Here is a 22,025-nt window from a genome sequence, read left to right as displayed (position 1 = left end):
AAGTTATATCCCAGGTCGCTTAGCTCAGCTGGGAGAGCACCTCCCTTACAAGGAGGGGGTCACTGGTTCGAGCCCAGTAGCGACCACCATATAACTTAATGTACCTCATTGTGTGAAAGTCATTCCCAGGTCGCTTAGCTCAGCTGGGAGAGCACCTCCCTTACAAGGAGGGGGTCACTGGTTCGAGCCCAGTAGCGACCACCATATTTATCCCCCCAATAAACTTTACCAACACGCTGACTCAACTATGCTTGATCTCAATCAGCGAGAGCTAAATTTTACTATTTCGCCTTTTATAATCCGTAAAATACCGAGCTCTATCGACACTCAGCCTGATTTCATTCTGCTTTTAGCATTGTTTGGAGATCAACATTATGGCCAGCGTCAGTCAATCCGCTTCTCTTGCCAATATTGCCGCTTATTTAAAGCATACCCACGCTTGCGATGAGCAAACGGCGCTCAAGGAAGCACGGGAAGTCATGCATAATCTCGTCAGTATGCGCCAAAAGGGCTTTATTACCGGTTGGTACTTTGACGAACAAGGCCACTTAGAGTTGTTGCCTAGCGATGCGATCCTAAAACGTATCCTTTTAGATGATGATTAACTGCACCAACTGCCCCTTTGTCTTGATTGACGACAAACACCATCGACTTGACCACAATTGACCATACAATCAGCCTACACTGCTTATCCCAAAATAATCCATCACGCATTTTCAGCGTAGCGCATACTTTTGCAGCATTTTTTGATCTCAAAATAACTAAGTTTGTTTAATAAACCTGCACCGCCAAGGGCTATCTATTTGAGGCAGATCCGCGCCATGGGTGGGTTTCCACCCAAACAGAAAATCACTGTGAGCGAGATCTCACCCACAAAACTAAAAGTGTGACAAACATCAAATGAACTACACTTTAGTAACCAAACACTTACAGAAGTCAGTGTAAGTTGGCGTGGTATTTGCCTTTAGTAAGACAGACCTCAGGGAAATCAAGGCTGTATTCCTACTCAAACTTGGTAACAAACTAACCAAGACTGAGGACAAATCCTAACAACAGAAAAAGGAACTCAAGATGACATTGAATCAACAAACTGGATTGACCCGTCCACTCAAAACCTTAGTCAAAATGCTCGCCGTTGCCTCCGTGTTCGCAACCAGCTTTAACGTATTTGCAGAACCTATTGAAATTAAGTTTTCGCACGTTGTGGCAGAAAATACGCCCAAAGGCCAAATGGCACTTAAGTTTAAAGAACTCGTTGAACAACGTTTACCAGGTGAATACAAGGTCAGTGTATTTCCTAACTCACAGTTATTTGGGGATAACAACGAGTTAGCTGCACTACTATTAAACGACGTGCAATTTGTTGCGCCGTCACTCTCAAAATTTGAACGTTACACTAAACGCCTACAAGTATTCGATTTACCTTTCCTCTTCAATGATATGGATGCGGTAAACCGTTTCCAACAAGGTGAAGCAGGTCAAACACTGCTGAACTCTATGACCCGTAAAGGGATTGTCGGTCTAGGTTATTTGCACAATGGCCTGAAACAGTTCTCGGCTAACACGCCACTTAAAAATCCATCTGATGCAAACGGCTTGAAGTTCCGCGTAATGGCATCTGATGTTTTGGCGGCTCAGTTTGATGCTGTAGGTGCTATCCCAGTGAAAAAACCCTTCTCTGAAGTATTTACCCTGCTGCAAACCCGCGCTATCGATGGTCAAGAAAACACGTGGTCAAATACTTACTCACAAAAGTTTTATGAAGTGCAAAGCCAAATCACTGAAAGTAACCACGGTGTGCTCGACTATATGGTCGTGACCTCTGACACTTTCTGGAAAGGCTTACCCGCTGACAAACGTAAGATCATCAAAGAAGCTTTAGATGAATCTATCGCATTAGGTAACAAAATTGCCGCTGAGAAAGATAACCAAGACAAACAGTTAATCCTAGATTCTAAACGTTCACAGTTAGTGACTTTAACGCCTGCTGAACGTCAAAAATGGGTCGATGTGATGAAACCAGTTTGGGCTAAGTTTGAAGATCAAATCGGTAAAGATGTGATTGAAGCTGCTGTAGCTGCAAATAAATAATAATGATGATAGCCGCTTAACCTCAACCGAGGTTAAGCGGCCATTTCAGCGAGGGGATTATGGCTGTGATATCGCGAATATTTGGTTATTTTGAAGAAGGTGTGCTCAATTTATTGATCACTCTGATGACGTTGCTAGTGTTTTCAGAAGTCGTCGCACGATTCTTCTTCAATACGGGTTTTCTGTGGATCCAAGAACTCACACTGACCTTTTGCGGTTGGTTTGTGTTGTTTGGTATGTCTTATGGGGTAAAAGTTGGCGCGCACATTGGTGTTGATGCCTTCGTTAAAAACTTAGCGCCTCGGGCCAAAAAGATAACGTCCCTCGTTACCGCCTTTGTCTGTATTGTCTATTGCGGACTCTTTTTAAAAGGCAGTTGGGATTACTTAAGCCAGATGTATCAAATTGGTGTGCCTATGGAAGATATTAATTTCCCCCAATTTTTCTTAAAAAGCCTCGATCCAGACTTTGCTTGGAACACCTTACGGATTGATGTTGAAGATGGCGCGGTACCGATTTGGTTATCCCAGAGCATCTTGATCATTGGTTTTTCGATGTTAACTTGGCGATTCGCCGAACTCTTTATTGCCATCCTACGTGACCAAGTCACTGGCTTCCAATTTGCCGATGAAGCGAAAGAAAGTATGCATTTAATCGATGAAAGCGTTAAAAACGCCAATGAAGAACCCGTCTCTGACGAAAAGGAGACTAAATAATGGCGATCGCAACCCTATTTACCGCCCTATTAGTGTGTATGTTTCTCGGTATGCCTATCGCTATCGCGTTAGGTTTTTCCAGCATGCTCACCATTTTATTTTTCTCGAATGACTCCTTAGCCTCAGTTGCACTCAAGCTGTATGAGTCTTCATCGGAGCATTACACCCTACTCGCTATCCCCTTCTTTATTCTGTCATCCGCCTTCCTCTCAACCGGTGGCGTCGCGAGACGGATTATCGATTTTGCCATGGACAGTATTGGACATGTCCGTGGTGGATTAGCGATGGCATCTGTTATGGCCTGTATGCTGTTTGCGGCGGTTTCAGGCTCATCACCCGCAACCGTAGCGGCGATTGGTTCAATCGTGATTGTGGGCATGGTTAAAGCGGGTTATCCCGAGAAGTTTGCGGCGGGGGTTATAACAACCTCAGGCACACTTGGTATTTTGATCCCACCGTCCATTGTGATGTTGGTGTATGCGGCAGCGACCGAAGTGTCCGCAGCAAGAATGTTTATGGCAGGTTTAATCCCAGGTTTAATGATGGGATTCATCCTGATGATCGTTATCTACATCGTCGCCCGCTTTAAGAACTTGCCTTCGCGCCCTTTCCCAGGCTTTAAACAACTGGGGATTTCAAGCGCTAAAGCTTTGGGTGGATTAGCACTCATCCTTATCGTACTCGGCTCTATCTATGGCGGCGTTGCGAGCCCGACTGAAGCTTCAGCCGTGGCTTGTATGTATGCGTACTTTATTGCGGTATTTGGTTACCGTGACATTGGACCATTAAAAGAGGTGGCTTGGCGCAATCAAGGTGAAAGCTTACCTAAAGCCGCCGCACGTAACTTAGGTCACATGTTCCTAGGGCTAATTAAAACGCCTATCGATAAAGACATACGTAACGTAGTGCGTGATGGTGCTAAAGTCAGTATCATGCTGCTGTTTATCATAGCTAACGCTATGTTGTTCGCGCATGTATTAACCACTGAGCGTATTCCACATATTATCGCTGAGCATATCGTTAACATGGGCTTACCCGCTTGGGGCTTCCTGATCATTGTTAACTTACTGCTACTTGCTGCTGGTAACTTTATGGAGCCATCGGCAATTGTACTGATTATGGCGCCGATCCTCTTCCCTATCGCGACTCACTTAGGCATAGATCCTATTCACTTAGGTATCATCATGGTGGTGAACATGGAGATAGGTATGCTCACGCCGCCGGTGGGGCTCAACCTCTTTGTTACCGCGGGGATCACGGGTAAGAGTATTGGTTGGGTCATTCAGTCGGTTCTGCCTTGGTTACTGCTGATGTTAGCCTTCTTAACCTTGATCACTTACGTGCCACAGATTTCGCTCTTCTTACCAGAATGGTTGGATTCGATGCGTGGATATTAATCTGCAATGCAAGGTTGTGAGATTACCCCTTGATTACAGTTAGTTTTTAAGCGAGCCTAGTCAGGCTCGCTTTGTTTTATGATGCACAGTCTCAGTGATTGATACCGTCGCTTTATCAGGATAGCCACCATGTTGCCCATGACGCCTAAGGCCAAGAAACGCCTCTTTCTCACTGTAGTGTTACTTGCAGGCCTATTTGCAACGCTCAAACTGACCTATTGGGTGCATTTGCATCAGGGTAAAATCGAGATCCAAGCACAATCGGAGAAACAACTAAAAGAATTAGTTAGCTTTCTCGATGGCGCGTTATCGCGCTACGAAAGTATTCCCCACGTACTCTCGACGAACCCTATGCTCGCCAATGTACTGAACGACCAACAAAACCCCGATAAGATCCAAGAACTTAATTTATATCTCGAAGAAATTCAGCATGTCACTGAGGCGTCCGATATCTATCTAATTGATGCTTTAGGGATCGCGATTGCCGCCAGTAACTGGCAACAAAGTTTCTCCTTTATTGGCAAGGATTATTCCTTTAGACCCTATTACACCGATGCTATTTCGGGCAATTTAGGCCGTTATTATGCCGTGGGTACCAGCTCAGATAAGCGTGGATTTTACTTTTCTTACCCTATTTATCAGCAAGGCGGCAAAGGCATACTCGGCGCGATCATTGTCAAAGTGGACATTAGCGGTATCGAGCAGCAAAGCACGAGCATTGCCATTGCGGGTCAATACCAATTCCTTATCAGCGACCCCGAGGACATTGTTTTTATCTCCAGCGTCGATGAGTGGCGGTTAAAGTCACTCACTCCACTTACCCAAGCCAAACAATATGCGCTTAATGCATCAAAGCGTTACGCGGAACGCCCCATAGGCGAGCTATTAATGAAGCCGCCCTATGAGAGTGGCAGCCAAGCCATGCTCTACCAATTACAAACGGGCAGAGATCATGAGCAATACATGGATAATCATCAGTTGATGGCCAAAGCTGGCTGGCGGGTGCACATCTTAGCGCCCATCAAACCCTTGCTATCGTCTTTACCTGCATTGATGTTACTGTCAGCCAGTATTTATCTGTTGCTGGCACTCAGCATCTTGTTTAGCGCCGAGCGTCGCCGCAACCTACAGCGTATGCAGCTGGCACAAAGCCTGTTAGAACAGCGAGTCGAAGAACGGACTCAGGACTTGCAGCAGGCGAACCATCAGCTTAAAGATACTCAGGATGAACTCATTCAAGCGGCAAAACTGACTGTGATCGGCAGTTTATCCGCCAGCATTAACCATGAGCTTAATCAGCCGCTTGCAGCACTGCGCAGCTACGCCCAAAATACTCAAACCTTTCTAGCCCGTAATATGCAAGATAAGGCACTGGATAATATCAAGATTATTATTGAACTGACCGATAGATTGGCCGATATTGTCGGCCAATTTAAAAGCTTCACTCGCAAGAGCCAAGGCACGGATAGCGCCACCGATATTGGCCGCTGTATCAAACAAGCGCTGACCATAGTTCAGCCCGCAATAGACAAGCAAGGCGTTGAACTCGATGTGCAGTTACCCAATGGCAACTATCAGGTTTGGGGCGATAAAGTCCGATTACAGCAAGTGTTTGTCAATATCATGAGCAACGCCATTGTTGCTATGCAACAATCGGTTAAACGCAGCTTGGTCATCCGCGTGACCAGTGAAGATAAGTTCTGCATCAGCATCCAAGATTCAGGCCCAGGTGTGCGCGAAAGCCAAATGGAAAAAATATTCGAACCTTATTTTACCACCAACGAACGTCACGGACTGGGGCTGGGCTTATCGATTTCACAGCGTATTATCGAATCCATGCAAGGCCAAATTAACGTTGCCAATGCCGAAGAGGGTGGCGCCATTTTCCAGGTTATTTTACCTATTTATTTGCTTGAGGAACGTTAGTCTCATGAGTGTGCCCAATTCAATCCAAGATTATTCTGTTCTCATCATCGACGATGAGCCGCACATAGGCACAGTTCTCGTTCAGCTATTTGAACTTGAGGGCATTAAGGCACTCGCCACCACAGAGCCTAAAGGGATTGCTAAACTCCTGCATAAGGATTGGGCGGGAATGGTGATATCGGATGTCAACATGCCGCAATTAGATGGCATCAGCTTAATGCAACAAATCCGCCTGCAGGACCCCGATCTCCCCGTTGTGTTATTGACAGGTTTTGGGGATATCGCCATGGCGGTCAATGCCTTAAAGCAAGGCGCCTACGACTTTCTCGAAAAACCTTTTAATAACGAGCATATACTCGATGTGGTCAAGCGCGCCTTAGATAAACGCGGCCTGACCCTAGAGAACCGTAAGCTTAAAAAGGATCTCGAAAGTCAGAGCGTACCAGGCCCTCGCATTTTGGGTAACAGCGTCGGCATCAACCGCATGCGCCACATCATAGATCAAGTGATAGATACCCCAGCTGATGTGTTAATCGAAGGTGAAACAGGCACAGGTAAAGAGCTCGTCGCCCGCTATTTACACGATCACAGCAGCCGCAGCCAAGCCAACTTTGTCGCCATCAACTGTGGGGCGATCCCTGAAAACTTAATTGAAAGTGAGCTCTTTGGCGCCGAAGCAGGTGCCTTTACCGGCGTCGATAAGATGCGCATTGGTAAGTTTGAATACGCCAACGGCGGTACATTATTTTTAGATGAAATTGAAAGTACACCACTGTCGCTGCAAGTAAAACTGCTGCGGGTACTTGAAGATCGTAAAGTTGAACGCTTAGGGTCAAACAAAAGCATCAGCCTTGATATACGGGTGATTGCCGCCACTAAGGTGGATTTAAAAAGCCTGTGTGACACGGGGGAATTTCGCCAAGACTTGTTGTATCGCTTAAATCTGGTGACTGTGCCTATCCCTCCCCTGCGGGATCGCCGTGAAGATATTCCTTTGCTGTTCCTGCACTTTGCCCGCGTCGCATCGGCACGCTATCACAAAGCGCTTATTGCCTTAAATGCCGAGCAAAACGCCATACTCACCTCCCACGACTGGCCCGGTAATGTGCGTGAGTTACGTAATCTTGCCGAACGCTTTGTACTGCTCGGCGGAGAAGCTGCCTTTGCTGGCACTTTGGGCAATACCCCAAGCCTGCACTCGAGTATGTCCTTGCTACAAAGGGTAGAGTTTTTTGAGCGGGTACTGATTGAAGAAGCGCTTAGCCACAACAAGGGCAGCATTAAGCAAACAATGGAGCAGCTGGAACTGCCCCGTAAAACCCTCTACGACAAAATGCGAAAATACGATTTAGACCGCAAGCAATACATTAACTCCGATGACTAGCTCATTTCGATGACAAGATAGTAGTGAACCCTGCTTGAACTGGGTTCGCTACAACAGCATAAAAACGAGTCTGAATGACGTATTACGTCGATGTTTTATTACTTGAATGTATAAAATACAGTGCGATCGCCAAACAGATTACGGCGGCGATTCGACTTGTAGAAAAGTGAATCGTTTCATTGCCAAACCAGCCAAAATTATCAATCAACATACTCATTAGTAGCTGTCCAAAAATAACAGCAACGGTTGCGACAGCTGTACCTATCCGCTGAACGGCTAACACCATGATAACGATATAAGGCACGCCACACATTGCACCTAATAACTGCCATTTAGGCACATCCAACAGTGTCACTGCTTGAGGTGGTTCAAAATAAAAAATTAACAATCCAGTGATCAAGGCTCCAGTCGAAAAAGTTAAAAATGCACTGCGAAACACCCCCACTTTACTCCCCAGCTGTCCATTTATTGCTGCTTGCATGCTCAAGGTAGCACCGCCAATCACAGCCAACATAATCATAATCAATGTCATAACTCGCCCTTAACTTTGCGCCATCAGCACTAATGCTGCGACGATAAATAGCAGTGCCACAATACGTTTAGTATCAATTCGTCTATGTGCTGTACCAAATAAACCGAAGTGGTCAATCAGCAAACTCTTCGCAACTTGGCCCGCTAAAATGCCTATCATTGTCATAGCAATTCCAATTGCTGGTGTTGCGATCGTGAGTATCACCACGTAAATCGGGCCAAGCACGCCGCCCGTTAATGTCCAAGAGGGTTGCGCGAAAAATGAGGGACTATTTCGAGGACTGAAAAACAGCATCAAGATAAAGGTGAGTGCTGCGCCGACACCGAAAATGCTAAAGGTTGCCCATAACTCCCCGACTTCAGCACCTAAAGGTCCTAGGAGGCCCGCTTCAACGGATAATCCCGCCCCTCCTAGCACAACAAAAAAAATCATTAAAAACTGCATACATAAGCTCCTGTGATTAAGGGCAGCAAGAGTACCCTAGTCGATAAAACCAATAAATGAGACAATACAGGAAACACCTATGCAGAATTTGCAAAAATGAATGATATAAACTCAATCAACATGCGAGCGTTAAAGTTTTTTATCGGCGTTTATGACAGCAAAAGCTATTCTGTTGTGGCTCGAAAGGAAGGGGTCTCTCCCTCGATGATTTCCAGAGTCATCAGCCAACTAGAAGATTCTCTTGGACAGCAGCTGTTTTATCGAAATACCAGAGCAATAATACCCACGGAATCGGGCAGGATTTTCATTGAATATGCGCGTTCCATGGCAGATCAACTGAATGAAGTCCGCAATGAATTATTAGATAGGACGATAGAACCTAAGGGATTGATCAGAATTAATGCCCCGGTTTTTTTCGGGCAGCGACATATTGCGCCTTGGTTAGCGGGGTTTTTAAGGCGATATCCACAGGTACAAGTGGAGCTCACACAAACTGACGATTATATCGACCCGCATGTTAGTGCCGCCGATATTATCTTTCGTATTGGCACTTTGGTTGATTCATCGCTCCACTCAAGAATACTGGGAAGCCAAACCTATCATCTTGCGGCGTCCAAAGCGTATATAGCACTGCATGGCATGCCCACTGAACCCGCCGATCTCAAAAACCATCAATGCTTAGTCTATAGCGGATCTTCGGGTCAAAATCGCTGGTTTTTTAACAAGAACAAGACGACATGGCTGCATCAGCCTATCACCCCAATCCTCACCTCAAATAATGCGGAAACATTACTCATAGCTGCATTAAATGATATGGGAATCGTCCTCTTTCCTGACTGGTTAATCGGTGACTCTCTTAAAAATGGACAACTTATTTCATTGCTCACGGACTGCGAATCAGCGATAAAAATTGATCAGCATTACATTACTGCCATTTATCCAAACTCCCGCACTCCCTCATTGAATGTCCGCGCTGTGATTGACTACTTTCTTGAGGTGTATGGCAATCCGCCCTATTGGAAATATCAAGGTTAATGAATCGCTGCACTTAAACCGCAACAGATACATTAAATCAGAACGCTTAATGGGTGAGCTTAAATATTGACCATAAGACTCAAGGCATGAACCTCAGCCCCAAATTTAGCATAACCAGTAAGGTTTGCAGGTTTGAGTCAACTTATTAAAAGACCCACACCAAAAATAAAGGCCAACGGTTGATGTTGGCCTTTATTCATTTAATTTAATCACTTGATATAATAGCTTAGCGATTTTTTTACTTTTATTGCTTTAACAACAATAGCACTCTCAAAGCCTATGCAAGCGCACGAACGTCATTGGTTTGATGGTAATGTAAACGGGTGATGGCCAAGGCAATCAAGGCCAGTAAGGTTAACGACCCCATAACCACACCGCGCCACTGCGCCTCATGCCAGAACATCATCAAATAAGGGCCGCCAATCGCCGCGCCTAAGTAGTAACAGCATAAATACAGTGATGTCGCCTTAGCCCGATCGCGACTGGCCCGCATTGCGACAAAAGAATTACAGCAACTGTGGGTGAGGAAGAAGCCACAGGCTGTCATCAAAAAACCTAAGCTAATGGTTAAAGTGGTATCAAACAGGGTCAGTAAACTGCCGAGCAACATCACGCACCAAGACCACTGATACAACTTATGTTGGCCAAATTTGGCGAGCCATTTCGCAGTGAAATACGAAGCTATAGTCCCGCTGGAATAACACAGGAAAATCAAGGTTGCTTGAAAGCGACTCCATTCATAGGGCGCCGCCATCAAATGCAGCTGAATAAAACTAAATTGATTCACCATCATCATAAAGGTTAAGCCGCCAATCGCGTAGACCAAGCGCATTTGTGCATCGGTGAGATGATGGCTAAAGCCATGAAGATCTTGGGCTAAACGGGCGCGTTTTGATAAAGAGGGCTCAGTTTTACTCTTTGACATGGCCTGCGCATCGGCAAGTGAAGGCAGTAAATAGTTCACTAAAGCCACGCCCGCTAAGGTGACTAAAAACAACAGCCACATGGATTCTTGCCAAGATAAAAACTGCGACATAACGCCGCCGAGTAAACGGCCAACAATGCCACCAATGCTATTCGCCATAATGTAAATGCCCGCGGCTTTGAGCATAGTGCTCGGTGACAACTGCTCCTTAAAGTACGCCATAGCAATCGCTGGCACGGCAGCGAGTAATGCACCTTGCAGCAATCGCACTAGCACTAGCCCATTAAAATCCGGTGCCCAAATCAACAATAAATTAGATAGCGCCAACAACCACAGGCTGACAATAATCGGTGTGTGTCGACCGATACGGTCTGACAGTACCGCATACAAGAGCAATGAAAAGGCCAAGGAAAAACTGGTTACCGATAGGATTAACGTCGCTTTAGACCCTGATACCGCAAAATGCTCCGCAATTAGCGGCAGCATGCCTTGCATCAGATACAAGTTGATATACACCACCACAGAGGCAACACATAGCGCCCACATCAGTCGGGTATCACGCTGTTTATGATCAATCATAGTATCTAACACGGCTTGCACAGGAGCCTCGACAAAGCATCACTCATAGGATAGACAAAGGTTATCACTGGGCATAACATAACAATAATAGATAATATCTATCGCTATCATTGATTTTTGTTATAGCCACAACGCACCGACCTTGCCACTATTCAACAGTATGGGCCCGATTGATGGATATCCGCCAACTCAAACATTTAGATGCCCTTGCCAGTACTGGCAGCTTTACCGCCGCAGCCAAGAAACTGAATATGGCCCAACCGGCGTTAAGCCAAAGTATCAAGCGCTTAGAAGTCGCACTCGGCGTGACTTTAGTCAATCGTACGAGCAACAAGAATGACAAGCTGCTCGCACTCACGGCCGAAGGTTTAGTCTTGCATCAACATGCCACTTTGATCCTGAAACAGATTAAGCAGGCCGAAGCGCAAATCCGTGCCATGGCCAATCTCACCTCGGGGGAAGTCCGCATTGCCGTGCCGGGCATGCTGGGGTCTTTCTACCTGCCCTCGCGCTTAATGGCTTTTCGGCATAAATACCCCGAGTTAAAACTATCACTGTTTGAAGGCGGGACGCGCGACGCGTTGCGTATGTTACAACAGGAAGAAGTGGATATTGCGATCATTACCGCCCAAGACCTGCAACCCGAATTTGATAGTCAGCTGTTGATCCGTGAGCAAATGGTGATCGCTATGGGAGCCGAACATCCTTTAGCGGAACATAGCGCCGTCAGTCTCAATGACTTTTTCGATCATGAATTAGTCATGTTCAAGACTGGTTATTTCCACCGCGAGTGGATCCTATCGCAAGCCAAGGATCTGGGGAAAAAGCCTAATGTTGCCTTCGAGACTAATCTGATCAACCTTATCAAACAGATTGTTTCCCAAGGATTTGGGATCACCAGCGTGCTCGAAATGGCAATAAGTTCAAAAGATGACATTCTAGCTAAACCCTTCGATCCACCGGTATTTTTAAACCTGCATATCGCATGGAAAAAACAACGCCCCGTCAGTCAAGCAGACCGTGCCTTTGTCGATTTTTTGATGAGTAATCGCTAACCTCAATCGATTAAAACAAAAAGGGCTGATATCAATATCAGCCCTTTTCTTTTACTATTTAATTACTGTTAAACCTCTCGATTTAACCCTGAGCGATTAGCCTTGTTTACGACGACCAAAGGCAAACGGTAGCAATAACAAGCTTAACCAACCTAATGAACCACCATCATCTTTCTTAGCTGGTGTTTCAGTCACAGACACAGACACGACACTTGAATCTTTGTTGCCATGGTTGTCCGCGACAGTAAGTTGGAATGACACTGTTTGAGCTGTACCACTCACTTCTGGCGCCACTAGATTAAGCTTGGCTGCATTAGCGTCAAAGTTAAAGCTCGCGCCGCCTAACTGAGTCCATTTGTAGGTTAATGGATCATTATTGGCATCGGATGACTTGCTCGCATCGATAAACAGTGGTTTACCTTCTTGAACAGATACCGGTGCTTCAATCACTGCCACTGGCGCCACTTCTGGAACATCAAATTGATATTCTTGCTTCAAGATTTCAGCCGACTCGTTGTTCACTTTGTTGGTCAAAGTCACAAGGTTGTCTTGGCTTGCCTTACGTGGCACTAAGTCAAACGTCACATCTTGCGCCGCGGCACCAGAGGCCATCTCGATAGTCCAAGTGATCTTATTGCCCACTTGCGTACCTTGATGGCTGATATTAGCCACTTCATGACCTTCTGGTAATAACGCTTCTAAGGTGTAAACGCGGGTTTCTTGCGTTTTGTTCGCTTCGACACGGGTCTTCATCACTTTAGCGGCGCCTGGCGTTAACTCGCCAGAAACAGTGCTACCTAGAGGCGGTAAAACATCATCACTGACGCGCTCAAATATAACCGGAATTTTAACCGGTGCGACTTTGTCATCAGTAGTGGTCAGAGTCAGCATTGCCAAGCCTGCATCGCCCACTAACATCGCTTGTTTCCACGCTAAGTTGACGTTGAAATCTTTATGATCACCGGTAAGATTTGCCGTTAAGTTATCACCCGCTTCATCGTATAAGGTCACTTGTTTCAAACTAAAAGCATCATCCGCATCGGCTGCAGATGCCTGATAGTTTTGTATCACGACAATATACTCACCTTTCACTGGGTCCTTAATAGACACACTTTCTTTTGAACCACCAAACGCAGAAGATGCCGCGATAGAAAGCTTACTACCATCTTTCTTATCGAGTATCACAAACATGTCTAAGTCAGGAGAGGTGGTATTACCGATTGATGCATTGAAATATAACGCTTTGTCTTCAACGTTAAAGCTAAATACTTTTACGCCATCGGCCAAATCATCAAATGCACTATCGGTATTTGAATCCTGTTTCACACTTGATTCATAAGTAGCGCTTAACTTAAGTTCAGTCACTGTCGCCGCAACACCCGGTAGATCAATTGCTTTCAAGTGAGCCAAATTGCGCTCATCGGCATCACGTGAGGCTGAAACATTAACAACCGCAGGTAAGTCGCGTTTAGCAATCTTAGCAACGATCGGCATGTTAGCCGTTGGGAAGGCTTCCGAAGCTAATACTAAGTTACCAAAGCCCCAACTTGCACCTACGTCAGTCACATCCGCTGTCACTGTGATAGTTTGGCTTTCACCTTTTTTGAGATTAAAGCTTTCTGGCGTCACAGTTAACGCGAATTTATCCGTTGCGGAAACGCCTTTTGCAGTCCAGCTACCATCAGCCGTTGCAGTGACAGTACGTGTCCAAGTACAAGTATCGATACAACGTGAATCAGCCATGCTTGGAATGTTTAGCTTACGTGGATCGCCACCTGTTGTAGGGTTAGCAATCTCGTAGTTTAAGGCACTTTCATCCATCACTAAGCCAGATTTTGCCGCTAAATCCACACGAATACGGCCTGCGCCTACGTCAAACGGATCTGCAACGGTTTTACCATCGGCTTTTTTCATGGCTTGGGCTGTCGTTGCTGTCATCATTAGCGCAGAACGAATGTTATCTGGGGTCCAATCTTTATGCAGCGATTTAAGTAACGCGCCAGCACCGGCAACATGAGGACTCGCCATTGAAGTACCTGACATCAACGTGAAATCAGCAGGATCAGTCCCAGTCTTATCATGGCCAAACTGTTGATCTGAATAAGCAGCGTAGATATCACTACCCGGTGCAGCAACATAAGGCACGAGTAAATCGTTAGTCAGGTTAGGTCCAATCAAGGAGCTGGCAGCTAAAATATCCGCTTCTTTACTGATGACTTTAGGGGTTGGAGACAGCGTGATTTCAAGCGCTGGATTTGCCGCCATAGCAGCAATCAGTTCTAAGCCATCGATATCGCCAATAAATACCGCTGGAATATCCAATTTATCTAGCCCAGACATGGTCAGACGCGCATTATTTTCACCATCTCTATTGAAAACAATCACACCCTTAGCGCCAGCTTTCATCGCCGCAGCGACTTTAATATCGAATGAGCAAGTACCGCGTCTTAAAACAGCGATCTTGTCTTTAAAAGCATCCGCAGCGAATGGTTTACAGGCTTCAAAATTAGCGGCATCGATTGTGCCAGCATAAACAGGTACACCTTTGAGCACTTCAGTTTGAACCGGGCCAGAGCCAGCAGTGTAGTGGTAGTTTTTACCATTAAATTCAACGGCGCGAACTATGTCGCGATTGTGGGTCGAGTTAGCAACCGAAGTATACCAAGGCGCATTTTTAGGCGTTGAGTAAGGTGTTTGATTAATAGCAGGGCTAGTATTTGTCGCGGCACGTGTGTTACCCGCAGCAACGGCAGCAAAAATACCCGCATTACGCGCAGCTAAGAAACCTTGCTCTGTTGCACTATTCCACGGATTTCCACCACCGCTGATTGAAAAGTTAATCACATCGACGCCATCTTTGATTGCATCGTCTAACGCTTTTAAAATAGGTGCGGTCGGGCAGCCAGAATAAGTGTCGCCCGCATTACCCGGATTACAGATTTGATAAGCAATGATGTTTGCATGTGGTGCAACACCTGAGATTTGCGCAAATTCAAGACCCGTCGCAATACCATCACCTTCTAACTTACCCGTTTCACCTTGCACATAAGGGACATTCACTAAAATGTTACCCGCTGCTGTACTAGCAACGTGCGAACCGTGTCCGCCGTAATCCTCACCATTTTTTGCCGGGGGGGTGTCACCATACACTTTAACGTCATCAAAGTTATTGGTGATTTCTGGATAGCTACGGACACCGATCAGTTTGTCGTTACACATGCTGGCGAAATCAGTTTTACAGTCACCAATATAGATGCCTTGACCTAATGGGTTAGTGTGGTCATAACCATCTTGGCCAACATCCGCAAATGAAGCATGGTCAGAGTTAATGCCTGAGTCGATAATACCGACAATCACACCTTCACCCATGGCTTTCGTGCCCGTTGCACTGCCATCCCATACATTTGGAGAACCGATAAGCGCTTGGCTGACGTCGGTTTCCATTTGTTCCATGCGCTCGCGCTCAACAAACGCAACCTCAAGTAACTCAGCCATTTTCTTCGCTTGAGCTTGAGTCATGCGAACCGCCATACCGTTTAACGCATACTGATAGGTCGTTAATGGCTGCAGATTGGTGCCAATAGCCGCACTCGCGTTAGCTAAAAATCGGTTTTGTTTGACTTTCAAATAGCTAACATAACTTTTAACTTCAGGTCTTGAAGCATCGAGTTTGCCATTTACAGCGACTTTTGAAGTGCCACTTGTCTGTACTCTCTGTGAGCTCGTCGCTTTAAAGCCAGGAGTCGTTCCTTGATAATTGGCGACTGAACTGTCACGTAAACGAACGATATAAGTAAATTCACCCTCGCCTAAATCCGCTTCTGGTACAAACTTAACTTCAGCCCCGGCAGCATTACCGCGTAATGATGTGGCTTGTAGTTCACTTGGAATATCTAACTGCAAGGTTTCACCCGTAGGTGATAAAACGGTTTGCGCATTTGCCGCCGACGATAGCAGCGCCATAGACACTGCTAGTGCTATTTTAGTTTTCATTGTGACTTCCCTAATTCTTATAAGTTGTATGATTTATAAAACTCAGGTTGGTGGCATGAACACACTGCAACAACCAAGAACGTCACCTGTAACTGACATTTTTTATGAATAACCATTCAATTTACTGTGATGATGATCACTGAGTTTTATCGCGACAATTTGTAACACGCAAAGATACAAATTAAAACATTAAGTTAACAGAACGATATTCAGTAAATCGTATATCAGCTTCTATTTATCTTAAAAAAGAGAAATAGATTGTTTCGAAGGTTGAATAGCAGGTAAATTAAAGCTCATAAACAAAAAACGTGAAATATAAATAGTTATTTAAAATCAGTATATTAATTCGAACACTTAAATCTTGGAGCACCAAGATAGTGCACTAAAAAAACAGAACAGGTGACCGTAAAAATATTGTTATTCGTAAAAAATATCCGTTACAAAATAAACATTTGCGAAAACAAAATAAAACACAAACTGAACTTATCTTTAACTTATTATAAACAAAATTAGTGTGAATGCCGTTTTTACAAAATGGCACTCCTTATAAAAAAGACTAACTTATGCATTAATATTCTTAGCTCTGTGTAAAGCAAAATCATATTTGATTTTACATTTACAACATGGATACCCGAATATTAACCACAAAAAAGCCCTTCCAATATAAATTGAAAGGGCTACATCTTCAGCAATACAAAAATGATGCGCAGGCAATAATTAGGAGTGATTAATTCGCCATGACCGCCTTCATTAACACTTCTGTCGTGAACTTATCATTATTGACGACAGGGAACCTGTCATAGGTTTGGAAGATCACTTGGTCTTGGAACTTGATCATCGCCACTACGCCATATTGGATACTCTTATCGATCGATTTTGCAGGCAGCGTAAATTTAAACGGCACTGGCGCTCTGGCGATGTTAAAGGTTTTCTGTGCGACGATAATACCCGGGGTATTCAAATCAATAATTGCAATAGTGATTTGGCAACCTTGAGGCAAGGGAATTTTCTCTAAATAACCCGCTGCGCCATTGATAATAATCGGGGGTTCAGGTTTCACCGTCACGCAGCCATTGAGTAGAATAGCCATGAGCGAGAACAATACAAACGACTTTATTTTCAGATACATATTAACGTCCTTTTACCATGCGGATCAGGCCTTCTTGGGTAGAAGAAGCCACTAATTCACCTTGTTGATTGAAAAACTGCCCTCTGACGTAACCTCTGCCACCGCTGGCATTGGGGCTATCAATACTGTAAAGCAACCACTCTCCCATATTAATCGGGCGATGGAACCACATCGCATGATCTATCGTCGCCATGCGCACTCCAGGACTTAAAAACGACACGCCGTGGGGCTGAGCCGCTGTCACGAGAAAGTTAAAGTCCGAGGCATAGGCGAGTAAATATTCATGAATATGGGCGTCATTTGGCATGGGACCATTGGCCCTCATCCACACGTAACGGTACGGCTCGGTTTCTTTGGGCGCAAAGGGATGTAATGGATTAACCAGTCGCATCTCAATGGGCGCATCGGCCATAAACTTTTCGAGTATGCTCGGCGGCACTTTATCCCGCATCGTCAGCGCTAATTCCTGCTGATTCAATAAACCTTCAGGTCCTGGTACTTGCGGCATCATCGCTTGATGACTAAATCCTTCTTCAGGTTCTTGGAAGGAACAGGTCATATGGAAAATCGGTCGACCTTTTTGAATTGCACTCACGCGGCGGGCACTAAAACTGCCGCCATCTCGCATATTTTCGACTTCATACACAATCGGTAACTTCTCGTCACCGGCACGTAAAAAGTAGGAGTGTAATGAGTGGACCTTACGCTCAGCGGGGACAGTTTGTTTAGCGGCGCTCAGCGCTTGCCCCATCACTTGACCACCAAACACATGCCCAAATCCCAGATCTTGGCTCTGACCACGAAAGAGGCCGATTTCAATTTGCTCAAGGGAAAGTAATGATAAAAGATCGTCTAATACCTGACTCATGGGATCCTACTGCATAATTAGCCATTAATGCTAAAGGGTAACTCAGTTCGCCTTAAGCTGACCAGTCTTCTATCGATTATTCACAATGAAATCATCACTCCCACGATACAGGATTTAAACGAGGCTTGACTCAAGTTCAGTGCGGGTGTCATCTGCGTATTGCGAAGGGTTTTACTTGACCCGTTAACGCGGTTTAATAACAGAGATCATGGGCTGAGTTATGGGTAACAGTGTCACTCATCAATCAATTTTAATATGGTGTTCTAGCGCGCTTAACTGAGACCAAGACAAGACTTTATCCTCACCACTGGAGTGCAAAGTAACAGGAAAGGATTGGTATAGCTGGGGCCACTGCTGCGCGAGATTATCTGGCGTAAAAAGCCCCTCATTAAAATACATCGGCTGAAACTCGACAAACATGCCATGACTGACGCTGCCCGCACCTGCGAGCAAGTGTTGACCATTGGGCGCCTGTTCACTCACCAAAAAAGCCGTTGTGGCGGTTAATGACTCAAAGGAAAATAACGGCTGAATCGCACTTGCTAAATGTTTGGCTGTCATCGCTGTGACGGCCTGTGGGCATAAACTATTGACGCGAATATTATGAATTTCTCCTTCTATCGATAAGCAATTCACCATGCCCACCAGCGCCATTTTACTCGCGCTGAAACCGACTTGATGCAAATCACCAAATAAGGCCGAAGCTCCCGTCGTCATCATGATCCGACCATAATCCTGTTGTTGCATATAGGGCCAAACGGCTTGCGTCAGATAAAAACTGCCATTGAGATCGACATCCAATTGCCGTTGCCACTGCTCAAGCTTAATGTGCTCGAACGGACAAGCACCGTAGATCCCCGCGTTATTAATCAAGATATCAATGCGATGCCAACGTAGGATCACTTCTTCGACCATGCGGTTTACTTCATCCCGCTGGCTAACATCAAGCACAAAGTAGAGACAGTCGCCGCCGAGTTTAATAATGCTGCAGTAGGTTTGCATCAATGCTAAGTTGGCCGACATTGTTTGAGCGCTGTCGGTAGAAATAGACTCGGATGACGATAACGGCTGATCAACGAGCACCACTTTCGCGCCCCGCTCAGCTAACATAATGGCATAGGCTCGACCTAGCCCTGCTCCCGCCCCAGTGACTAACGCCACCTTATTATCGAAACGCATCCAAATATATCCTTATCGGCATAACAGTAGCGGCAAAACGCAGCCAATGAATGCTCAAAAACAACCCGCATAAGGCGACTAGCACCTGTGGTATCTCCAGTTGAACATAGGATTTAGCGTTACGCCTATGTCTTGGGCGGTGCAGCGTCTCCAACAACATCAGCTATAGAAACACAGACTTTTTTGATTTTCTTTGAGCTTGACGACAAATCTCCGTCTACATCAGTGAACATATGTGCGCCAATTCAAACTCTGTTAAATGCGTTTATTAGATAGTGCTCACTTTCGTGTTAAATCTTGTTATGCTATGCGCTAATTGAGCCCTTGCTCGATACCATTCCCATTTACCAATAACGACTGGACGCCATGAATCCTTGGATTTTAGCTATAAGACCCCGTACGCTACCCGCGGCCATAGGTCCCCTATTGATAGGCAATATTCTCGCCCTGCATCTTGAGAGTTACAGCTGGTTAATCGCTGCTACTTCTATGCTGTGCGCTGTGCTATTACAAATTGCCGTCAATCTCGCTAACGACTATTTTGACTTTAAAAACGGCATAGACACGGCCGAACGCTTAGGACCCGTTCGCGTGACGCAAAGTGGTTTAATTCCACCAACGAGCGTCCGCAATGCCATGATATTTTGCCTATTAATGGCACTTGCTGTGGGTTCCTATTTAATTTGGCACGGAGGCTGGCCTATCGCGATTCTCGCCGCGGCAGCCATTTTAGGTGCACTCGGTTACAGTGGTGGCCCCTATCCCCTCGCTTCCCATGGGCTGGGCGAAGTTGCGGCCTTTATCTTTTTTGGATTAGTCGCTGTCGTGGGGAGTTATTATCTGCAGGCGGGCGATACAACAATCAATGCTTGGTTATTAGGCTGCGCCATTGGGCTGTTCAATGCGGCTATCATGCTGGTGAATAACACCCGCGATATTCGTACCGACACCCAAGCGGGCAAACACACACTGGCAGTACGTATCGGCGAAGCACAATCAAAAGTGTTGTATCAAGCGCTGATTTACCTGCCCTTCGGCTTAGTGATTGCAGGCTTTCTACTGGGTATTTTACCTGGGTTACCAGTATTGCTCGCGGGTTTGTCACTGCTTATCGCCCGTAAACTCAGCAGCGATTTCTATGCGGTGTCTGGTGAAGCGTTAAATCCGTTACTCGGCCGCACGGCTAAGTTAACCATGATTTTCAGTACCTTGTTTAGCGTGGGTTTAGTGTTTACCGCATAAGAGTAAAGCCGCTAGGCTAATGCTATAAGCCGCTAAAAGCTTAATACTGAATACAAAAAAGGTTCGTATCTGTCGAGGATACGAACCTTTTTTATTGGCTGAATATGCTTAATCTTAGGTTTACTGCCATGTTCAATGACACAAATCCAACATCAGATTATTGCCAGATATAGCCTGAGATCAGTGTATTTAATAAAATGCCGTTAAAGTTACGTAGCGCTTGGGATGAATCACTGTGACCAGCGCCGAAACACACATGCAGAGGCAATAAATGTTCTTCCCGCGGATGACTAAACCGCGCTTCAGGGGCGGCTTGCCAGTGAGTCAATGCTGTTTTGGCCTCGGCAGTGTTCACGCTTGCGGTTAATGTTTGCGTCAGCCAATAGTCAAACTCTGCGCTGCGACTTTGGACCGTGGGATCGCTTGAGAAAAACGCCCGCATATTGTGAAACGACATGCCAGAGCCCACAATCAATACCCCTTGATCCCGCAGCGGCGCTAAAGCTTCGCCAATCGCTATATGGGTTTCAGGATCGAGACTGTGGACTAACGACATTTGCACTACTGGAATATTCGCCTCGGGATACATCAACTTAAGTGGTACAAAGGTACCGTGATCAAATGCGCGTTCGCTATCTAAGCGGGCGGCGATACCTTTATCCGCGAGCATATTCGCAATCTGCGCCGCTAATTCTGGCTCACCCGGTGCAGGATACGTCAGCTGATACGCTTCGGGTGGAAAACCATAGTAGTCATATAAAATGCCGGGCTTAGGGCTACTCGACAAGGTCACCACAGAATCTTCCCAATGGGCGGTGATCAGCACAATCGCCTTAGGGGTTTCAATGGGCGCGGTCACTGAGGTTAAAAAAGCACGTAACTCTTTATGATTGGCATCATTTAGCAAAGGCATTGGGCCACCACCGTGGGGCACAAATAGCACAGGCATACGACTCGCTTTAACTTGCATCATGGTTTTCTCTTGTTGATTAACTTATATCGGTACGACTGACTTCAGACTCTATTTTTATCACTTAAAATGCGGAGCGACTTAGCGCCAACTGCCGCTGAAATTGCACTAAACGCTCAATAATTTCATCCAGTTTGATAACTAGAAAGAGTCCAGCCGATAAACTCAATGCTGGCAGTGCATTAATCGCCGCTTCATAGTTAAAGTGGAAATAAATCGCCCCCATCATAATCGCCAGCAAACCGCTCGCCGATAGCACTCGGTAGTCACGTAGACACAATCCAAGGGCGCCAATCACTTCCATCAAACCAATAAAATAGCCAAATCCGGTGGGAAGATTCATCAAAGTAAACGGAACATGGAACATAGGCACGCCAAATAACTTGGCAAATCCCGAGATAAAAAACACTATGCTCATCGCCAGTGTAACGGTTGCGGCGGCGCGATTGAGTGTATTGGCACAAAGGAATAGCTTCTGCGTATCGGCCTCAGCAACTAAGCCATTGATACTTGAGCCCTTAGCACCACATAAGTTTGAAAATCGCATCGCACACACCCCA

18 protein-coding genes and 2 tRNA genes are annotated in these 22,025 nt (G+C 45.7%); 11 read left to right on the top strand and 9 right to left on the bottom strand.

Translation table 11 applies throughout. The annotated features are described in order from the left end of the window. Positions 1–13 precede the first annotated feature (13 nt). The 8 genes from BM607_RS13330 (at position 14) to BM607_RS13295 (ending at position 7,514) form a co-directional block, all read left to right on the top strand. Positions 14–89, top strand: a tRNA-Val gene (locus BM607_RS13330). A 39-nt stretch (positions 90–128) separates the two neighbouring features. Then, a tRNA-Val gene (locus tag BM607_RS13325) sits at positions 129–204 on the top strand. Between the two features lie 170 nt (positions 205–374). After that, positions 375–605 carry a hypothetical protein gene (locus BM607_RS13320; protein WP_006082294.1) on the top strand — a complete coding sequence of 77 codons (231 nt, stop codon included), beginning with the start codon at positions 375–377 and terminating at the stop codon, positions 603–605. 466 nt (positions 606–1,071) lie between these two features. After that, on the top strand, positions 1,072–2,091 hold the full coding sequence (locus tag BM607_RS13315; RefSeq protein WP_071939600.1) for a TRAP transporter substrate-binding protein: 1,020 nt from the start codon (positions 1,072–1,074) through the stop codon (positions 2,089–2,091). Positions 2,092–2,150: 59 nt separating this feature from the next. Continuing rightward, the gene (locus tag BM607_RS13310; protein ID WP_006082296.1) at positions 2,151–2,807 is read left to right on the top strand and encodes a TRAP transporter small permease; all 657 of its coding nucleotides are present in this window, start codon (positions 2,151–2,153) and stop codon (positions 2,805–2,807) included. Further along, positions 2,807–4,204, top strand: a complete 1,398-nt coding sequence (locus BM607_RS13305; protein ID WP_006082297.1) for a TRAP transporter large permease subunit — start codon at positions 2,807–2,809, stop codon at positions 4,202–4,204. The genes BM607_RS13310 and BM607_RS13305 overlap by 1 nt, the downstream gene beginning before the upstream one ends. Before the next feature lie 129 nt (positions 4,205–4,333). After that, the gene (locus BM607_RS13300) at positions 4,334–6,130 is read left to right on the top strand and encodes an ATP-binding protein (protein ID WP_071939601.1); all 1,797 of its coding nucleotides are present in this window, start codon (positions 4,334–4,336) and stop codon (positions 6,128–6,130) included. Between the two features lie 4 nt (positions 6,131–6,134). Then, positions 6,135–7,514, top strand: coding sequence for a sigma-54 dependent transcriptional regulator (locus tag BM607_RS13295; RefSeq protein ID WP_012089626.1), 1,380 nt, complete (start codon positions 6,135–6,137; stop codon positions 7,512–7,514). 82 nt (positions 7,515–7,596) lie between these two features. On the opposite strand, the gene BM607_RS13290 is transcribed toward BM607_RS13295, so the two are convergent. Both BM607_RS13290 and BM607_RS13285 read right to left on the bottom strand, forming a co-directional pair. Further along, positions 7,597–8,046: a DMT family transporter gene (locus BM607_RS13290; protein ID WP_012197363.1), complete on the bottom strand. Its 450-nt coding sequence runs from the start codon at positions 8,044–8,046 to the stop codon at positions 7,597–7,599. A 9-nt stretch (positions 8,047–8,055) separates the two neighbouring features. Continuing rightward, a complete protein-coding gene (locus BM607_RS13285) occupies positions 8,056–8,490 on the bottom strand; it encodes a DMT family transporter (protein ID WP_012197364.1) in 435 nt (144 codons plus the stop codon). A gap of 96 nt (positions 8,491–8,586) precedes the next feature. Between BM607_RS13285 and BM607_RS13280 the strand changes: the two genes are divergently transcribed. Next, positions 8,587–9,525: a LysR family transcriptional regulator gene (locus BM607_RS13280; protein ID WP_006085514.1), complete on the top strand. Its 939-nt coding sequence runs from the start codon at positions 8,587–8,589 to the stop codon at positions 9,523–9,525. A 277-nt stretch (positions 9,526–9,802) separates the two neighbouring features. Here the strand turns inward: BM607_RS13280 and BM607_RS13275 are convergent, their stop codons facing one another. Further along, a complete protein-coding gene (locus BM607_RS13275; RefSeq protein ID WP_071939602.1) occupies positions 9,803–11,050 on the bottom strand; it encodes an MFS transporter in 1,248 nt (415 codons plus the stop codon). A gap of 152 nt (positions 11,051–11,202) precedes the next feature. Here BM607_RS13275 and BM607_RS13270 point away from each other — a divergent pair, with 152 nt between their 5' ends. Continuing rightward, the gene (locus tag BM607_RS13270) at positions 11,203–12,084 is read left to right on the top strand and encodes a LysR family transcriptional regulator (protein WP_012587291.1); all 882 of its coding nucleotides are present in this window, start codon (positions 11,203–11,205) and stop codon (positions 12,082–12,084) included. Positions 12,085–12,180: 96 nt separating this feature from the next. Here BM607_RS13270 and BM607_RS13265 read toward each other — a convergent pair whose 3' ends face one another. The 4 genes from BM607_RS13265 to BM607_RS13250 form a co-directional block, all read right to left on the bottom strand. After that, positions 12,181–16,077: a S8 family serine peptidase gene (locus tag BM607_RS13265; RefSeq protein ID WP_071939603.1), complete on the bottom strand. Its 3,897-nt coding sequence runs from the start codon at positions 16,075–16,077 to the stop codon at positions 12,181–12,183. A gap of 727 nt (positions 16,078–16,804) precedes the next feature. Beyond that, entirely contained in the window at positions 16,805–17,206 is a 402-nt protein-coding gene (locus tag BM607_RS13260; RefSeq protein ID WP_006082308.1) for a YbaY family lipoprotein, read from the bottom strand. 1 nt (position 17,207) lies between these two features. Then, positions 17,208–18,074 carry an acyl-CoA thioesterase II gene (gene tesB, locus BM607_RS13255; RefSeq protein WP_071939604.1) on the bottom strand — a complete coding sequence of 289 codons (867 nt, stop codon included), beginning with the start codon at positions 18,072–18,074 and terminating at the stop codon, positions 17,208–17,210. Between the two features lie 240 nt (positions 18,075–18,314). After that, positions 18,315–19,253 (bottom strand): SDR family NAD(P)-dependent oxidoreductase, encoded by a 939-nt coding sequence (locus BM607_RS13250; RefSeq protein WP_071939605.1) that lies wholly within the window; start codon positions 19,251–19,253, stop codon positions 18,315–18,317. 366 nt (positions 19,254–19,619) lie between these two features. Between BM607_RS13250 and BM607_RS13245 the strand changes: the two genes are divergently transcribed. Continuing rightward, the gene (locus BM607_RS13245; protein WP_006082311.1) at positions 19,620–20,495 is read left to right on the top strand and encodes a 1,4-dihydroxy-2-naphthoate polyprenyltransferase; all 876 of its coding nucleotides are present in this window, start codon (positions 19,620–19,622) and stop codon (positions 20,493–20,495) included. A 157-nt stretch (positions 20,496–20,652) separates the two neighbouring features. On the opposite strand, the gene BM607_RS13240 is transcribed toward BM607_RS13245, so the two are convergent. After that, positions 20,653–21,468: a class III extradiol ring-cleavage dioxygenase gene (locus tag BM607_RS13240; RefSeq protein ID WP_071939606.1), complete on the bottom strand. Its 816-nt coding sequence runs from the start codon at positions 21,466–21,468 to the stop codon at positions 20,653–20,655. Between the two features lie 61 nt (positions 21,469–21,529). After that, the gene (locus tag BM607_RS13235) at positions 21,530–22,012 is read right to left on the bottom strand and encodes a DoxX family protein (RefSeq protein ID WP_011847229.1); all 483 of its coding nucleotides are present in this window, start codon (positions 22,010–22,012) and stop codon (positions 21,530–21,532) included. Positions 22,013–22,025 lie beyond the last annotated feature (13 nt).

The sequence above is a fragment of the Shewanella sp. SACH genome (genome assembly GCF_001887095.2).
In the GTDB taxonomy this organism is placed as follows: domain Bacteria; phylum Pseudomonadota; class Gammaproteobacteria; order Enterobacterales; family Shewanellaceae; genus Shewanella; species Shewanella baltica.
The sequence above is the reverse complement of the archived record's forward strand: the minus strand, read 5'-3'. Positions and strand labels throughout refer to the sequence as shown.

Bases quoted from the DNA above. Each gene is read 5' to 3' on its own strand.
- BM607_RS13270 (WP_012587291.1), top strand. From the start codon at position 11,203: ATGGATATCCGCCAACTCAAACATTTAGATGCCCTTGCCAGTACTGGC.
- BM607_RS13250 (WP_071939605.1), bottom strand. From the start codon at position 19,253: ATGCGTTTCGATAATAAGGTGGCGTTAGTCACTGGGGCGGGAGCAGGG.
- BM607_RS13285 (WP_012197364.1), bottom strand. From the start codon at position 8,490: ATGCAGTTTTTAATGATTTTTTTTGTTGTGCTAGGAGGGGCGGGATTA.
- BM607_RS13290 (WP_012197363.1), bottom strand. From the start codon at position 8,046: ATGACATTGATTATGATTATGTTGGCTGTGATTGGCGGTGCTACCTTG.
- BM607_RS13280 (WP_006085514.1), top strand. From the start codon at position 8,587: ATGAATGATATAAACTCAATCAACATGCGAGCGTTAAAGTTTTTTATC.
- BM607_RS13295 (WP_012089626.1), top strand. From the start codon at position 6,135: ATGAGTGTGCCCAATTCAATCCAAGATTATTCTGTTCTCATCATCGAC.
- BM607_RS13320 (WP_006082294.1), top strand. From the start codon at position 375: ATGGCCAGCGTCAGTCAATCCGCTTCTCTTGCCAATATTGCCGCTTAT.
- BM607_RS13245 (WP_006082311.1), top strand. From the start codon at position 19,620: ATGAATCCTTGGATTTTAGCTATAAGACCCCGTACGCTACCCGCGGCC.
- BM607_RS13310 (WP_006082296.1), top strand. From the start codon at position 2,151: ATGGCTGTGATATCGCGAATATTTGGTTATTTTGAAGAAGGTGTGCTC.
- BM607_RS13315 (WP_071939600.1), top strand. From the start codon at position 1,072: ATGACATTGAATCAACAAACTGGATTGACCCGTCCACTCAAAACCTTA.
- BM607_RS13235 (WP_011847229.1), bottom strand. From the start codon at position 22,012: ATGCGATTTTCAAACTTATGTGGTGCTAAGGGCTCAAGTATCAATGGC.
- BM607_RS13305 (WP_006082297.1), top strand. From the start codon at position 2,807: ATGGCGATCGCAACCCTATTTACCGCCCTATTAGTGTGTATGTTTCTC.
- tesB (WP_071939604.1), bottom strand. From the start codon at position 18,074: ATGAGTCAGGTATTAGACGATCTTTTATCATTACTTTCCCTTGAGCAA.
- BM607_RS13260 (WP_006082308.1), bottom strand. From the start codon at position 17,206: ATGTATCTGAAAATAAAGTCGTTTGTATTGTTCTCGCTCATGGCTATT.
- BM607_RS13300 (WP_071939601.1), top strand. From the start codon at position 4,334: ATGTTGCCCATGACGCCTAAGGCCAAGAAACGCCTCTTTCTCACTGTA.
- BM607_RS13265 (WP_071939603.1), bottom strand. From the start codon at position 16,077: ATGAAAACTAAAATAGCACTAGCAGTGTCTATGGCGCTGCTATCGTCG.
- BM607_RS13240 (WP_071939606.1), bottom strand. From the start codon at position 21,468: ATGATGCAAGTTAAAGCGAGTCGTATGCCTGTGCTATTTGTGCCCCAC.